Below are 15,053 nucleotides of genomic sequence, written 5' to 3' on the forward strand. Positions count from 1 at the left end.
CCAGGCGATCGCCGCGTTCAGCGCACGCGGTAGCGCAGGCACCAGAAGTAGGTGAGGCTGCGCAGCTCCACGGCCATGCCGAAGCGCATGGCCCAGGCGATCAGCTCGTCGGCGTTCGGAAAATTCTTCAGCACTTCATAGCGTGCACCGCTTTCGAGCGTGCGCGCCTGGTAGGTATTGCCGCCGGCATCCGTGCGCACCAAGGGCGTGCTGTTGCCTTCGACATACGTGTTGTCCGCGAACAACACGGCCGCGCCGGGCTCGAGCTGCTCATGGACGTTGCGCAGAAACGCTTCGATCCGGTCCTTCGGAATGTGCGACCACCAGAACGTGCAGAGCGCACCGGAGTACGGACGAGCAGGTCTGCCGAGCTCATAGGCATCGCCCACCCGGAAGGACGCATTGGGAATTGCCTTGGCGCGAGCCCATTCGAGGGTCTCCTCGTTCGCGTCGATGCCCTGAAGCGAACGCGCCCGGCGCGCGGCGCAGGCACTGAAATAGCCCGTGCCGCAGGCGATGTCCAGCACGTCGCGGCCGGCGAGCGCGTCTTCGATCGTCGCTCGTAGCGCCTGCAGGTCGGACTGGCGTTCGGGCCGCTGGTAGATGCGCTCGTATTCCTGCGCGCGTCTTGCGTAGTACTGCTCCATGTCGCGGGTCGTTTCCATGACGGCCTCCCCGGTGGCTCGACCCATGATACGCCGCAGCCCACCAGGCGAGAGCCCGCCAATTCGGTCGTGGTGCGGGGTCGTGGTGCGGCAACCGTCATGCGCGCTCGCCGTGCCGCGCGAGCGCCCAGGCCACATGCTCGCGCACGAGCGCCGACGGGTCGTCGAGGCGCGCGCGCAACGCCGCGACCGCGCGCGCTCGATCGCGAGCGTTGCCCAGCCCGGTCGCGAGATTGCGCAACCAGCGTTCGTAGCCAATGCGGCGGATGGCGCTGCCCGCCAGCCGAGTCTCGAACTGCTCGCGTGTCCAGCCGAACAAGTCCGCCAGCGTGGCGTCGTCGAGCCCGTTGCGCACGGCGAAGTCCGGCTCGGCGCTCGGCCGGGCATACTTGTTCCACGGACAAACAAGCTGGCAATCGTCGCAACCGTAGACACGGTTGCCGATGGCGGCGCGAAACTGCTCCGGGATGGCGCCGCGATGCTCGATCGTGAGATATGAGACGCAGCGCGTTGCATCGAGCAGGTAAGGAGCGACGATCGCCTGGGTCGGGCAAACGTCCAGGCAGCGGGTGCACGAACCGCAATGCTCGCCCACCGGCTGGTCGGGCGGCAGCGGCAGGTCGGTGAAGATCTCGCCCAGGAAGTAGTACGAGCCGGCGTCGCGCGAGAGCAGCAGCGTATGCTTGCCGCGCCAGCCGAGTCCCGCCTGGCGTGCGAGCTCCACTTCCATCACCGGCGCGCTATCGGTGAACACGCGGTAGGCGAACGGCTCGACGGCCGCCTGGATGCGCTGCGCCAGATGCTCCAGGCGCTGGCGCAGGACCTTGTGGTAGTCGCGTCCCAAGGCATAGCGGGAGACGTAGGCCCGATCCGCATCGGCCAGCACCGCGGCGCTGTCGCGCGCCTGCGGGTCGCGATAATCCAGGCGGGCGGTTATGACGCTGACGGTGCCGGAGACGAGCTCCGCGGGCCGGGCGCGCCGGGCGCCGTGCCGGGCCATATAATCCATCTCGCCGTGAAAGCCGCGCGCGAGCCATTCGAGCAGGCGCGGCTCGGCAGCCGAGAGGTCGACGCCCGCGATCCCGAGCGCCTGGAATCCCAGCTCCCGGCCCCATTGCTTGATTCTCTCGGCAAGGCGTATTCCGTCCACCCGGCCGCGCGAGGCATCGGCTTGCACGCTCATTCCGGCTCCACTTCCCGCCCCAGCGTATCACGCAGCCTGCCCGACGAAGCGGCCACGGCGGCGTTGGGCGCCGCGCTCGGCCACGCTCTCGAGCCGGGAATGAACGTCTACCTGCACGGCGACCTGGGCGCGGGCAAGACCACGCTGGTGCGCGGCCTTTTGCGCGGGCTTGGCTATACAGGCAAGGTCAAGAGTCCCACCTATACCCTGGTTGAACTTTACGAAGTTTCGAGGTTATACTTCTATCACTTTGATTTTTATCGCCTCGAACGCGACCAGGATTGGATCGATGCGGGCTTTCTCGAATACTTTGGCGGAGCCGCGATCTGCCTGGTCGAATGGCCGGAGAAAGCGGCGGCAACCTTGCCGCCCGCCGATGTGGACGTTCACCTGTCCCTGGCGCCCGCAGTCGGACGCGATGCGCTCCTCACCGCAGTCAGCGCTGCGGGGCGCCGATGCCTGACCGCGCTCGGCCCTTAGCGCCCGCAGACACGCCGGCGATTTCGGGCGAAGGTGCGCGGTCGGATTCGCGCGCAGGCGCGCGGTCGGATTCGCGCGCAGGCGCGCGGTCGCTTGCCGTTGCGGCGACCCATTCATCGCCATCCAAGCGCGAGCCGCTGCGCGCCAATCAGAGCTTCGGCGCCTCGCAGACAAGCCGGCCGGCGTGGCTCGGCTTCGCCGTGCTGATCGCGCTGCTGCTGGCGGCGCTCTATCCCAGCTTCGCGCTTTCGAGCACCGAGATCGCATCCACGCGCATGTGGCCGTCGCAGGAATACACGCGGGTGACGATCGAGTCCGCCTCGCACATCCGCTACTCGGTGTTCTCGGTGCCCGCCCCCGATCGTATCGTGCTCGATCTCGAAGGCGTGGCCGCGAGCCCGCACATCGATGCGCTGCCGGGCAAGGTCGCGGCCGACGATCCGTATGTCAAGTCGATCCGGATCGGGCGCTTCAAACCGACGGTGCTGCGCATCGTGTTCGATCTGAAGGACGAGGCGCGCGCCGAAGCGTTCGCGTTGACCCCGGTCGGCTCCTACGGGCATCGGCTGGTGATCGACATCTATCCGCTCAAACCGGTCGACCCGCTCATGGCGCTGGTACAGCAAAGCGAGCAACAGCAGGACGCTGCCGGGGGAACGCGCGAGCCGCCATCGGGTAGCGCCACGGTGCGCGTCACGCCCGTGTCGATCGATCCTTCGGCCGGCTCGCCGCCGCGCGCCGCGCCCGTCGATGCCCGGCCCATCGTCGTCGCCATCGACGCCGGGCATGGCGGCGAGGATCCGGGCGCCATCGGGCCGCACGGCACTCATGAAAAGGACGTAACGCTCGCCATCGCGCGCAAGCTGCGCGATCTCGTCAATGCCGAGTCCGGCATGCGCGCATTCCTCACGCGCGACGGCGACTATTTCGTGCCGCTGCACACGCGCGTGCAGAAGGCCCGGCGCGTACAGGCGGATCTGTTCGTCTCGATCCACGCCGATGCGTTCATCAAGCCGCATGCGCGCGGCTCGTCGGTGTTCGCGCTATCCGAGCGCGGCGCAACCTCGGCTGCGGCGCAGTGGCTGGCCAAGCGCGAGAACGACGCCGACCTGATCGGCGGCATCAACCTCGATGTGCGCGACCCATACCTCAAACAGACCCTGCTCGACCTGTCGCAGACCGCCCAGATCAACGACAGCCTCAAGCTCGGCCGTTCGGTGCTGGGCGAGCTCGGCGAGATCAATACGCTGCACAAGAACGCGGTCGAACAGGCCGGATTCGCCGTGCTCAAGGCGCCCGACATTCCCTCGATCCTGGTCGAGACGGCGTTCATCACCAATCCGTCGGAGGAGCGGCGGCTGCGCAGCGGTGCCTATCAACGGCGCATGGCCGCCGCCATCCTGGGTGGGCTCAAGCGCTATCTCGCCGCCAATCCGCCCCTCGCCCGCGGCCCGCGCATTGCCCAGACGGCACCCGCCGAGCGCTGATCTCCCAAGGTTTGCACCCCCCCCCCTGCTTTGCGGTGACGACTGAATCGGCTGGATGTGGGCAAGCGCGCCGCCAGCGAAGGTTTGCAACCCCCGCGGCTTTGCGGTAGCTTTCCGTCGGCATATCTCTCGAGCCGGCCGGAAAACGATGCGAGGAGGAAAACTGCTGCGCTGCGCGGGGCTGCTGGCTGCTGCCGTGCTCGGCGGTTGCGCGGGCGTTGCCGAACGCCCTGAAGCGCCCCTGCCCTCCGCTGTTCCCGCCCGCAGCATCGCCGCCTTTTCGCTCGCGCAGCCCGGCGGCGAATGGCCCGGAGCGTGGCGCCCCTGGCGGCTGTCGCGCCTGAAAGAGCTCACGTCCTACCAGTTGGTCGACGACAACGGTTCGGTGGTGGTGAAGGCGATGTCTGCGGCATCGGCCTCGGGCCTGGTGCATCCGCTCGACATCGATGCGCGCGAGCTGCCGGTGCTGCAATGGCGCTGGAAAGTACCGCGGCTGATCGAGGGCGCGAACAATGCGCGCCGCAACGCCGAGGACGCGCCGGTGCGCGTGCTGCTCTCGTTCGACGGCGACATCGCCTCGCTGCCGCTCGAGGATCGCATGTTCTTCGATCGCGTCCGCGCCTTCACCGGCTACGACCCGCCCTATGCCACGCTCATGTACATCTGGGAGAACCAGGCCGCGCCGGGAGCGATCATCCCCAATCCGCACAGCGGGCGCATCCGGATGATCGTGGCCGATAGCGGTTCCGCGCGCACCGGCACGTGGAAACTCGAATCGCGCAATGTGTACGAGGACTACAAGCGCGCGTTCGGCGCCGAGCCCGGCCGGATCAAGGCGATCGCCATCATGACCGACACCGACAATACCGGCGCTTCGGTCGAGGCGTACTACGGCGATATCGCGTTCCTCAGCGCCGCCGAAGCACAGCGGATTTCGCTCTCGCCGCGCAAACGGGCCACGCGCCAGGCGAAGGAGTGAGCCTCGGTAAAGGGGACGCGCGACGCCTACGCGCTTCGAGGGTCCCTTCGCCAACGATCCCCGATCAACTTACGCTGCGTGGCTCCCGCGGGGGAAGCGTTGTTCAAGCGCGCAGCGCCGCCAGCACTTCCTCCAGCATCTTCCTCGCGTCGCCGAACAACATCCGGTTGTTGTCCTTGTAGAAGAGCGGGTTGTCGACCCCGGCGTAGCCCGAGGCCATGCTGCGTTTCATCACGATCGAGGTCCTGGCTTTCCAGACCTCCAGCACCGGCATGCCGGCGATGGGGCTGGCCGGATCTTCCTGCGCAGCCGGGTTCACGATGTCGTTGGCGCCGATCACCATGGCGACATCGGTGCGTGGAAAGTCGGCGTTGATCTCGTCCATTTCCAGCACGATGTCGTAGGGCACCTTGGCCTCGGCCAGCAGCACGTTCATGTGGCCCGGCATGCGGCCGGCGACCGGATGGATGCCGAAGCGCACGTCGACGCCTTTGTCGCGCAGCAGCCGCGTGATCTCGTACACGGTGTGCTGTGCCTGCGCCACCGCCATGCCGTAGCCCGGGACGATGATGACGCGCTTCGCTTCGCGCAGCAGCTCCGCGGTTTCCGTGGCGGAGATCGGCTGCACCTCGCCGGCCGGCTGCTCGCCGCCCCCGCTCGGCGCCGTGGCGCCGCCGGTGCCGAACCCGCCCGCGATGACGCCCAGGAACTGGCGGTTCATCGCACGGCACATGATGTAGGAGAGGATCGCGCCGCTCGAGCCCACCAAGGCGCCCGTGACGATCAGCAGATCGTTCGAGAGCATGAAGCCCGTGGCGGCCGCCGCCCAGCCCGAGTAGCTGTTGAGCATCGAAACCACCACCGGCATGTCGGCCCCGCCGATCGCCATCACCATGTGAATGCCGAACAGGAGCGCGATCGCCGACATCACGATCAGCGCCGTCATGCCGTCGTCGACGGACTCGGCGCGCAGGAATTCGCGTCCGAACCACAGAACGACGAGCAATCCCGCCAGGTTGATCCAGTGGCGAGCCGGCAGCAGCATCGGTTTGCCGCCGATCTTGCCCGAGAGCTTGCCGAACGCGATCACCGAGCCGGAGAACGTCACCGCCCCGATGAGAATGCCGATGTAAACCTCCACCGCGTGGATCGTCTTCTCGGCCGACACGAGGTGCGCGGAAGCGGCCGGATCGATGTAGTTGGCGAAACCGACCAGCATCGCGGCCAACCCGACCAGGCTGTGCATGAGCGCAACCAGCTCCGGCATCTGAGTCATCCTGACCACGCGTGCGGCGTAGATGCCGATGCTGCCGCCCACGGCCATGGCGCCGATGATCCAGGGGAGGCCCGCGGCGGTCACGTGCGGCCCGAACACCGTCGCCAGCACGGCGATGGTCATGCCCAGCAGGCCGTAGACGTTGCCGCGGCGCGATCCCTCCGGGTGCGACAGGCCGCCCAGGCTCAGGATGAAGAGAATGGTCGCGCCGATATAGGCGACGGTGGCGAGGCTTTGCGACATCGTGCGCCCTATTTGCGGAACATCGCCAGCATGCGCTGGGTGACGGCGAAGCCGCCGAACATGTTGATGGTGGTGAGCGCGATGGCGATCACCGCAAGCCAGCGAATCCAGTCCTCGGGCCGCTCCAGCCCCGCTTCCAGCGGTGGGGCGACCTGCACCAGCGCGCCGATGGCGATGATGCTGCTGATCGCGTTGGTGACGCTCATGAGCGGGGTGTGCAGCGCCGGCGTCACGTTCCAGACCACCATGTAGCCGATGAAGCAGGCCAGCACGAACACGGTGAAGTGGCCGAGAAAGGCGGCTGGTGCATTCGCGCCGATGAACCAGAACGCGATCGCCCCCACGGCGATGATCGCGGCGGTGATTGCGGGCGACGTTGGCGCACCTGCCGCACCGTGCGCGGCCGGCGGCTTGGACGCAACGGCGGCCGGCTTGGCCGCCGGCGGGGCAGCCGAGATCTTCGGCGCTGGCGGCGGCCAGGTGATCTTGCCTGCCTTCACCACCGTCGTGCCGCGGATCACCGCGTCATCCATGTTGACGTCGATGACGCCGTCCTTGGACTTGCACAGCTCCTCGGCAAGACGGAAGAGATTGGTTGCGTACAGGGCGCTCGACTGGCGCGCAAGCCGGCTCGGCAGATCGGTGTAGCCGATGATGGTCACGCCGTGCGCCACCGTCACCTCGTTGGGCACCGTGAGCTCGCAGTTGCCGCCCTGCTCCGCGGCCATGTCGACGATGACGCTGCCCGGGCGCATCGATTTCACCATCTCGGCGGTGATCAGGCGCGGCGCGGGCCGGCCGGGAATGAGCGCGGTGGTGACGATGATGTCGACATCCTTGGCCTGTTTGGCGTAGGCCTCGGATTGCGCCTTCTGGAACCCTGCGCTCATCACCCGGGCATAGCCGCCGCTGCCGGCGCCCTCCTCTTCGTAGTCGACAGCGACGAACTCGCCGCCCATCGACTTCACCTGGTCGGCCACTTCCGGGCGGGTGTCGTTGGCGCGCACGATGGCGCCCAGGCCGGACGCGGTGCCGATCGCCGCGAGCCCTGCCACGCCGGCGCCGACCACGAACACCTTGGCGGGCGGCATCTTTCCCGCCGCCGTGATCTGGCCGGTGAAGAGGCGCCCGAAATGATGCGCCGCCTCGATGACGGCGCGATAGCCGGCGATGTTGGCCATCGACGAGAGCGCATCGAGCTTCTGCGCGCGCGAGATGCGCGGCACGCTGTCCATCGCCAGCACGGTCGCATTCTTCGCGGCCAGCTGCTGCAGCAGCTCCGGGTTCTGCGCGGGCCAGATGAAGCCGATCACGGTCGCACCCTCGCGCATGAGGCCGATCTCCTCCGCCGTCGGCGCTCGCACCTTGAAGACGATGTCGGACTTTGCCCACAGCTCGGCGGCGGTCGCGACGATCTCCGCGCCGGCGGCGCGATAGTCCTCATCGCCGAAGTTCGCCGCCGCGCCCGCGCCGGACTCGACCGCGACCCGGAAGCCGAGCCCGACGAGCTTCTCGACGACCTCGGGAACGGTGGCGACGCGCTTCTCGGCTGCGACCGTCTCTCTTGGCACCCCTATCAGCTGCGGCATGACTCCCACCTATGTGGCTGGCTCGATATTCGGCGTCGAACCGATGCGGCGCCACCTCGCGATGGCGGTGGCGCGAACGACATGATCGACGGAAATACCGAAGCGGAAACGAGGGCGCGCGCAACGCCGGCGCATGCCGGGCGGTTGCGGTTGCGCGCTTGCCGTTTATCGGTTTGTATCGAACTCTGTGCAATCGCATGATGGCGACGAACTCGCGCGATTGTACTCTGGAGTACGATCCATTCGAAGCCGGATGCCCGATTGCCTCACGTAAAAATCCGACCCAACGCGGATGCCGAAGGGCCGGCGGATTCGCGGCTATAATTTCCCTGATGTCCGCCATACGCGTCCTGCCGGACACCCTCATCGATCAGATCTCCGCCGGAGAGGTGGTCGAGCGACCTGCGTCCGCGCTCAAGGAGCTGCTCGAGAACGCGCTCGACGCGGGCGCGCGCGATATCCGTGTCGAGCTCGCCGAAGGCGGCATGCGCAGCATTCGGGTTGCGGACGACGGCTGCGGCATGGCGCCCGCGGATTTGCCGCTCGCGCTCGCGCGCCATGCCACCAGCAAGATCGCATCGCTCGATGATCTGGAGCGCGTTGCGAGCCTGGGCTTCCGGGGCGAGGCGCTCGCCAGCATTGCCGCAGTCGCGCGCGTCGCGCTGTCTTCGTGCCGGTCCGAGGATGCGCATGGCTGGCGCATCGAAGCGCAGGGCGGCATGCTGTCCGAAGTCTCGCCCGCATCGCAGGCCACCGGCACGACTTTGGACGTCGCCGATCTCTATTTCAATACCCCGGCGCGGCGCAAGTTTCTCAAGTCGGCGGCGACCGAGTACGCGCACTGCGAGGAAGTCTTCCGCCGCATTGCGCTGGTTCGTCCCGACGTCGGCTTCTCGCTTGCGCACAACGGACGCACGCGCTGGCATATGTCGGCTCAGCCGGCGCAAGCGCGCATGCGCTCGCTCCTCGGCGAGGAGTTCGTCGCTGCGGCGCTCGTGCTGAACGAAGCCGCCGCCGGCGTGCGGCTGCACGGACTGGTGGCCCAGCCCACCTACTCCCGCTCGTCGCGCGATACGCAATACTGTTACGTGAATGGCCGCTTCGTGCGCGACAAGCTGCTCGCGCATGCGCTGCGCCAGGCCTACCAGGATGTGCTGCACCACGAACGCCAGCCCGCCTACGCGCTGGAGCTCGTGCTCGATCCCGCGGCGGTGGACGTGAACGTGCATCCGAGCAAGATCGAAGTGCGTTTTCGAGACAGCCGCGCCATCCATCAGTTCGTGCTGCACGCGGTGCAACGCCTGCTCTCCTTGCCGCTGCATGCCGCCGGTAAATCCACGGAAGCGGCGAGCGGCGCCGACACAATCGCGACCTCACTTGGCTCGACCCCGCTTGGCTCGACCCCGCTTGCCGCGACATCCGCATACGCGGCGCCGCGCGCGTTCGCGGCCGAATCGCCCAGGCATCAGGGCAGCCTGGGCCTTGCCAGCGTGCAGCCTGCGGCGCTGTACCAGACGCTGTTCGCCGCCAGCCGCTCTGCCAATGAATCCACCGGGGCCGCATCCGAGGTACCGCCGCTCGGCTTTGCGCTCGGGCAACTGGCGGGCATCTATATCCTGGCGCAGAACAGCGCGGGGCTCGTGGTCGTGGACATGCATGCGGCGCACGAGCGCATCGTCTACGAGCGTTTGAAGCGCGCGCTCGATGACGCCACCGTGCCGGTGCAGCCGTTGCTGATGCCGGTCACGTTCGCCGCGGACGCGGTGGACGTAGCGACGGTCGAGGACCACGGCACGGCATTGCACGCGATCGGATTCGACATCGGCGCGCTCGGTCCGGCGGCGCTCGCCGTGCGGGCCGTGCCTGCGCTGCTGCAGGACGCGGACGCCAAGCGCCTGGCGCAGGACGTGCTGCGCGAGATGCGCGAGTACGGCGCCGAACGCGTGCTGGCCGAGCGGCGCAACGAGCTGCTCGCCACGATGGCCTGCCATGCCGCGGTACGCGCCAACCGCGCGCTCACACTGCCCGAGATGAACGCGTTGCTGCGCGAGATGGAAGCGACCGAGCGCGCCGATCAGTGCAACCATGGCCGCCCGACGTGGTTCCAGGTGCCGCTCGCCGAGCTCGACGCGCGCTTCATGCGCGGCCGCTGATGCCCCGTCGTCCGCGTCCGAGCCAGAACGAAGCGGGCGCACCCGAAAACATCGCGCTGCGAAGCCGCGACGCCGACCGGTTGCCTCCGGCCATTCTGTTGATGGGCCCGACCGCGAGCGGCAAAAGCGCGGCTGCCCTGGCGCTGGCACAGCGGCTCGATTGCGAGATTGTCAGCGTCGACTCCGCCCAGGTCTACCGGCACATGGACATCGGCACGGCCAAGCCCGATGCGGCCACGCGCGCGCACGTGCCGCATCACCTGATCGACGTGGTCGATCCGCACGAGAGCTATTCGGCGGCGCGGTTTCGCGACGACGCGCTGGCCCTCATGCGCGAGATCACGGAGCGTGGGCGCATTCCGTTGCTGGTCGGCGGCACGATGCTTTATTTCAAGGCGCTCACGGAGGGCTTGAACGAGCTGCCCGAGGCCGATCCGGCCGTGCGCCTGGTGATCGACACCATGGCCGAAGAGAAAGGCTGGCCGCAGCTGCATGCAGAGCTCGCCCGGATCGATCCCCAGGCGGCTGCGCGTATCCAGCCCAACGATGCCCAGCGCATCCAGCGCGCGCTGGAGATTTACTACGTCAGCGGCAAGAGCATGTCGGAGCTGCTGGCGAAGCCCAAGTACGTGTACCTGCCTTATCGCATCGGCGCGGCCGCGCTCGCGAGCGAGGACCGCGAATGGTTGCATGAGCGGATCGCCGAGCGCTTCGAGGTCATGCTGGAGCTGGGGCTCATCACCGAAGTGCGCCGTCTGCGCCAGCAGTTCGCCCTGGAACCCGACATGCCGTCGATGCGCGCTGTCGGCTATCGCCAGGTATGGGCTTACCTCGACGGCGAATACGCCCTGGCCGGGTTGCGCGAAAAGGCGATCGCCGCGACGCGTCAGCTCGCCAAGCGCCAGATGACGTGGCTGCGGGCGATGCGCGATGTGGCGCGCTTCGACTGCCGCCGCGACGACCTGGCCGAGGAGCTGGAGCGATTCGTCCGCTCGCGCCTTTAGGACCCAGCCGGCCCGTCGTCCTCGGGCGGAACGCCCTTCGCGCCCGTCACGCGGCTTTCGATGAGCCCGCGCGCTACGCGCACATTCAGCAGCTCGCCCGCGGCCACGGCGGCGGCATCGGCAACGATGCGCCCGCGCTGGTCGGTCGCGATGGCGTAGCCGCGGCTCAGGACCGCGTGCGGATCGAGCGCACGCAGGCGCGCACCGAGCGCCTCGACGGCGGCTTGCCGTGCCTGCAGGCGATGGCGGCACGCCGAGTGGAATCGCACACGCAAGTGCTGCAGGAGGCTCCAATGGCGCTGCGGATCGAGACATGCGGCCGAGAGTCGCTGGCGCAAGTCGGCAAGCTGCCAGCGCTCGGCCGCGAGGCTGCGGCTGCCCGCATGCGCCAGGCGCGAGGCGAGATGCTCGAGATGGCGGCATTCGATACGCACACGCTCCCGTGGATCGATCAGGCGTCGACCCAGGTAATCGAGGCTCTGCCACAACCGGTCGAGATTGCGAGCGAAGCAGCGTACCAGGTGCCGGCGCACGTCGGCCACGCGCAGGAGCATTTGCTGGCGGTCGGGGCTTACCGCCTGCGCGGCGGCCGTAGGCGTCGGCGCCCGCAGATCGGCGACGAAGTCGGCGATGGTGAAGTCGGTTTCGTGGCCGACCGCGGAAACCACGGGCAGCGCGCACGCATGAATCGCCCGCGCCACCACCTCCTCGTTGAACGACCACAGGTCCTCGATGCTGCCGCCGCCGCGGCACACGATCAGCACGTCGCATTCGAGCCGTCGCGACGCAGTCTCGATCGCGCGCGCGATGTACTGCGCAGCGCCGGCGCCTTGTACCGGCGCGGGATAGACGATCACCGGCAAGGCGGGCATGCGCTTGCGAAGGATAGAGAGCACGTCGCGCAGCGCGGCCGCCTGGGGCGAGGTGACGATGCCGACCCGTCGCGGGTACTCGGGCAAGGGCCGTTTGCGTTCGTTATCGAACAGCCCTTCGGCCGCCAGGCGCGTCTTCAGCCGCTCGAACGCTTCGTACAGCGCACCCATGCCGGAGCGGCGGACGGCCTCGACGTTGAGCTGGAACTCTCCGCGCGGCTCGAACAGCGTCGCCAAAGCCCGCACTTCGATCTGCATGCCGTTGCCGGGCTGCCAGTCGAGCAGACGGGCGCGGCTGCGAAACATCGTGCAGCGTACCTGCGCGCCCGCATCCTTGAGGGTGAAATAGCAATGGCCCGATGCAGCGCAGGTGAAGTTCGACACTTCGCCCCGGATCCACATCAGAGGCAGCGCATGCTCGAGCATGTCGCGCACCATGCGGTTGAGCGCCGAGACGCCGATCACCGCGCCCGGCGCCGGTTTGGGCATTAGGCTGGACATGGCGCGATTGTAGCGACCGGCAAAAGCCCGGCAGCTTTCCGGAGGCGCTTCGGGAGGCGATTTGCGCCGCCCGCGCCAGGCGGCTCCAACGACAGCCATCAGGGCTTCCCCAGGGAGCATGCCGCGAGCCCAGCCGACATGCGGAGGAGCAGGTTAATCCACACCTGTCAAGAAATTGCCACGGAGCCGTAAAAAAAGCCCAGGCTCCCTAGGGAGATATTTTCAAGACTTTGATTTCACAATACAATTCATGCGCCTAAATTTTGAGCCGAGGGCCAAAAACGCTGTAATAGATGCTACTTAGCACCACTTTTTACAAATTGTGCACAAAGTTATCCACAGTCTTTGTGGATTAGAATCCGGGCCTTCGACCGCTCAACGGGACATTGAATGTGTGGCAAGTCATCCAAGCCGCCGGCTGGCCCATCTGGCCGCTCATCTTCGCTTCCATCATCGCCCTGGGAATCATCGGCGAGCGCGCCTGGTCGCTGCGTGACCGGGTCGTCGCTCCGCCCAGCCTCCTCGCTCAGGTGGTGCAGGAACTGCAGCAGGCGGGCGCCAGTGGCCAACTGATCGCCCGACTCAATCAGGGCTCTCCCCTGGGGCGCATCCTGGCGGCCGGACTGCGCAACGTGAAGGCTTCGCGCGAGCTCATGCGCGAATCGATCGAGGAAACCGGGCGCGCCGTGGCGCACGATCTCGATCGCTTCCTCACCACACTGGGCACGATCGCGTCCATGAGCCCGCTGCTCGGCCTGTTCGGCACCACCGTCGGGATGATCGAAATGTTCAGCGCACAAACGCCGAGCGGCCTCAATCCGGTGCAGCTCGCGCACGGCATTTCGGTCGCCCTGTACAACACCGCCTACGGGCTCGTCGTAGCCATTCCCAGCATGATCTTCTACCGCCACTACCGGGCGAAGGTCGACGCGCTCATCATCAGCATGGAGCAACAGGCCGTGCGCTTGGTGGACATCGTCCACGCCGGGCGCAGCACCTGAGGCTCGCGGCTGCAACCATGAACTTTCGCCGCGGCCTCGGCCGGGAAGAACCGGAGATCAATCTGATCCCGATGATCGACGTGTTGCTCGTGATCCTGATCTTCCTCATGGTCACGACCACGTTCGCGCGCTTTGCCGAAATCAAGATCAACCTGCCGACGGCGGAAGCGAGCCGGCCGCTGGAGCGGCCGAACGAGGTCCAGGTGGCGGTCGATCCCGAGGGCCATTACGTGATCAACCGCAACAAGGTCGCGTTCGGCTCGGTCGAAAGCTTCGCCGAAGAGCTGCGCCGCGCCGCCGCGGGGCTGAAGGAGCCCGTGGTCGTGGTCAATGCCGACGCCAAGGCGACCCATCAGTCCGTGATCAACGTGATGGAAGCGGCTCGGCTCGCAGGTCTCACCCGCATCACGTTCGCCACCCAAGGCCCGTCGAAGTAGACGGCCGTGCGCGGCCCCACACGACCCATGCTCGGTACGCCTGCCCTGACCGATCCGTGCGGCCGCTTCCTGCCGGCGCTCATCGTTCACGACCTGCGCGACCGGCTGCACGGCCGCAGCCGCCGCGCCAATGCCCGCTGGGGGCGACTGCAGCGGCCGGATGCGCAGCGACGCTTGCTCTGGATCGTGAGCGGCGCCTCGCGCGCGAGCGTGCGCCTGGGCGTCGAGCTCACGCGTGCGCTGGTGGCACGGCGCCTGGATGCGAGCGCGCTGTTCACCTATGAAGCCGAGCATCCCGATCTGCTGGCTACGCTGGCGCGCGCGCCACGCACCGGCTGGGGATACGGGCCGTCGGACTACATCGGCGCAGTGCAAGCGGCAGGGCGGCGTCTGGTCCCGTTCGGCATCGTGGTCGCCGGCATTGCGCCGCGACCGAACCTGGCTGCGCTTTGCGAAGCGAGCCGGCATGCGCTGCTGGTCGCGCCCCCGTTGCCGGTCAGCGGGCGTTTCGAGCGGATCTATCCGACCCACTCGGCCCCCTGCGGCGGCGGACCGTGCGCGCCGCAAGCCGATTTCGGCGTGCTGCTCAATACGCCGGCCGAGGATGCCGATTCGGCGCGGGCACTGATCGGGGCGGCGGCACGGCGGCTATGGTGGTGGCACGGGGCCGATCCGGCCGCAGCAAAGCGGCTGTTCGCGCTGTTCCGGGGCCACTTGCCCGACGATGTGCTGATCGTGAGTGGAGAGGCCGGCGCAACGCTCGCCATCGAAGCGGAAGCCCTGATGCGGTTGAGCGCGTGGGAACGCGTGCCGGCCGCACCCGGCACGCTCGTGCTTGCCGACCAGCCCGGCTGGCTCGAGGCTCTGGCGCCGCACCTGAGCGCGATACACCTCGCGACCGACCATGCCGATTCGCTCTGGCGGGCGCTGGCCGGCGGTTCGATCGTCACCGCGCCGGCGACCGCGAGGATCGCGAGCCCCGGGGTTGCGTCGGCCGTCGTGCGCGCCGACGACGAGAACGATGTGATCGCAGCCTGGATGCGCCTGGGCGCGGAGGCCGACCTGCGCGAGCGCACAGCGCGTGCCGCACGGCTTGCCTACGCCGCCGAGAACCGGCTAGCGGTCGCGAATGCCGCCGAGCTGATCGAGCGGGTATGCCGCTGGCAGTGAAACCGGCCGCGAC

At 67.8% G+C, this 15,053-nt stretch carries 13 protein-coding genes; 8 read left to right on the forward strand and 5 right to left on the reverse strand.

Annotated features, from left to right (window positions below):
• Positions 1-17 precede the first annotated feature (17 nt).
• Both GEV05_03120 and queG read right to left on the reverse strand, forming a co-directional pair.
• On the reverse strand, positions 18-803 hold the full coding sequence (locus GEV05_03120) for a methyltransferase domain-containing protein (protein ID MPZ42388.1): 786 nt from the start codon (positions 801-803) through the stop codon (positions 18-20).
• Positions 763-1,848, reverse strand: coding sequence for a tRNA epoxyqueuosine(34) reductase QueG (gene queG, locus GEV05_03125; protein MPZ42389.1), 1,086 nt, complete (start codon positions 1,846-1,848; stop codon positions 763-765). The genes GEV05_03120 and queG overlap by 41 nt, the downstream gene beginning before the upstream one ends.
• On the opposite strand from queG, the gene tsaE reads away from it, so the two are divergent.
• Genes tsaE through GEV05_03140 form a run of 3 tightly spaced genes read left to right on the forward strand, consistent with a single transcriptional unit; the run spans position 1,837 to position 4,794 of the window.
• Entirely contained in the window at positions 1,837-2,328 is a 492-nt protein-coding gene (tsaE, locus tag GEV05_03130; protein MPZ42390.1) for a tRNA (adenosine(37)-N6)-threonylcarbamoyltransferase complex ATPase subunit type 1 TsaE, read from the forward strand. The genes queG and tsaE overlap by 12 nt on opposite strands.
• Complete coding sequence (locus tag GEV05_03135; protein ID MPZ42391.1) at positions 2,304-3,815, forward strand: AMIN domain-containing protein; 1,512 nt, start codon at positions 2,304-2,306, stop codon at positions 3,813-3,815. The genes tsaE and GEV05_03135 overlap by 25 nt, the downstream gene beginning before the upstream one ends.
• 55 nt (positions 3,816-3,870) lie before the next feature.
• Positions 3,871-4,794, forward strand: coding sequence for a DUF3047 domain-containing protein (locus GEV05_03140; GenBank protein MPZ42392.1), 924 nt, complete (start codon positions 3,871-3,873; stop codon positions 4,792-4,794).
• A 103-nt stretch (positions 4,795-4,897) separates the two neighbouring features.
• Here GEV05_03140 and pntB read toward each other — a convergent pair whose 3' ends face one another.
• Entirely contained in the window at positions 4,898-6,313 is a 1,416-nt protein-coding gene (pntB, locus tag GEV05_03145; GenBank protein MPZ42393.1) for a Re/Si-specific NAD(P)(+) transhydrogenase subunit beta, read from the reverse strand.
• An 8-nt stretch (positions 6,314-6,321) separates the two neighbouring features.
• The gene (locus GEV05_03150) at positions 6,322-7,902 is read right to left on the reverse strand and encodes a Re/Si-specific NAD(P)(+) transhydrogenase subunit alpha (GenBank protein MPZ42394.1); all 1,581 of its coding nucleotides are present in this window, start codon (positions 7,900-7,902) and stop codon (positions 6,322-6,324) included.
• Between the two features lie 332 nt (positions 7,903-8,234).
• Here GEV05_03150 and mutL point away from each other — a divergent pair, with 332 nt between their 5' ends.
• Positions 8,235-10,055, forward strand: coding sequence for a DNA mismatch repair endonuclease MutL (gene mutL, locus GEV05_03155; protein ID MPZ42395.1), 1,821 nt, complete (start codon positions 8,235-8,237; stop codon positions 10,053-10,055).
• A complete protein-coding gene (gene miaA / locus GEV05_03160) occupies positions 10,055-11,059 on the forward strand; it encodes a tRNA (adenosine(37)-N6)-dimethylallyltransferase MiaA (protein ID MPZ42396.1) in 1,005 nt (334 codons plus the stop codon). Before mutL ends, miaA begins: the two co-directional genes overlap by 1 nt.
• On the opposite strand, the gene GEV05_03165 is transcribed toward miaA, so the two are convergent.
• Positions 11,056-12,432, reverse strand: a complete 1,377-nt coding sequence (locus GEV05_03165) for an exodeoxyribonuclease VII large subunit (GenBank protein MPZ42397.1) — start codon at positions 12,430-12,432, stop codon at positions 11,056-11,058. The two genes, miaA and GEV05_03165, sit on opposite strands and share 4 nt — an antisense overlap.
• A gap of 392 nt (positions 12,433-12,824) precedes the next feature.
• Between GEV05_03165 and GEV05_03170 the strand changes: the two genes are divergently transcribed.
• The 3 genes from GEV05_03170 to GEV05_03180 are packed head-to-tail and all read left to right on the forward strand — an operon-like array spanning position 12,825 to position 15,040.
• Positions 12,825-13,433 (forward strand): MotA/TolQ/ExbB proton channel family protein, encoded by a 609-nt coding sequence (locus GEV05_03170; GenBank protein ID MPZ42398.1) that lies wholly within the window; start codon positions 12,825-12,827, stop codon positions 13,431-13,433.
• Positions 13,434-13,450: 17 nt separating this feature from the next.
• Entirely contained in the window at positions 13,451-13,870 is a 420-nt protein-coding gene (locus GEV05_03175) for a biopolymer transporter ExbD (protein ID MPZ42399.1), read from the forward strand.
• A 6-nt stretch (positions 13,871-13,876) separates the two neighbouring features.
• Positions 13,877-15,040, forward strand: a complete 1,164-nt coding sequence (locus GEV05_03180; GenBank protein MPZ42400.1) for a hypothetical protein — start codon at positions 13,877-13,879, stop codon at positions 15,038-15,040.
• Positions 15,041-15,053 lie beyond the last annotated feature (13 nt).

The organism is Betaproteobacteria bacterium (genome assembly GCA_009377585.1).
Lineage (GTDB): Bacteria > Pseudomonadota > Gammaproteobacteria > Burkholderiales > WYBJ01 > WYBJ01.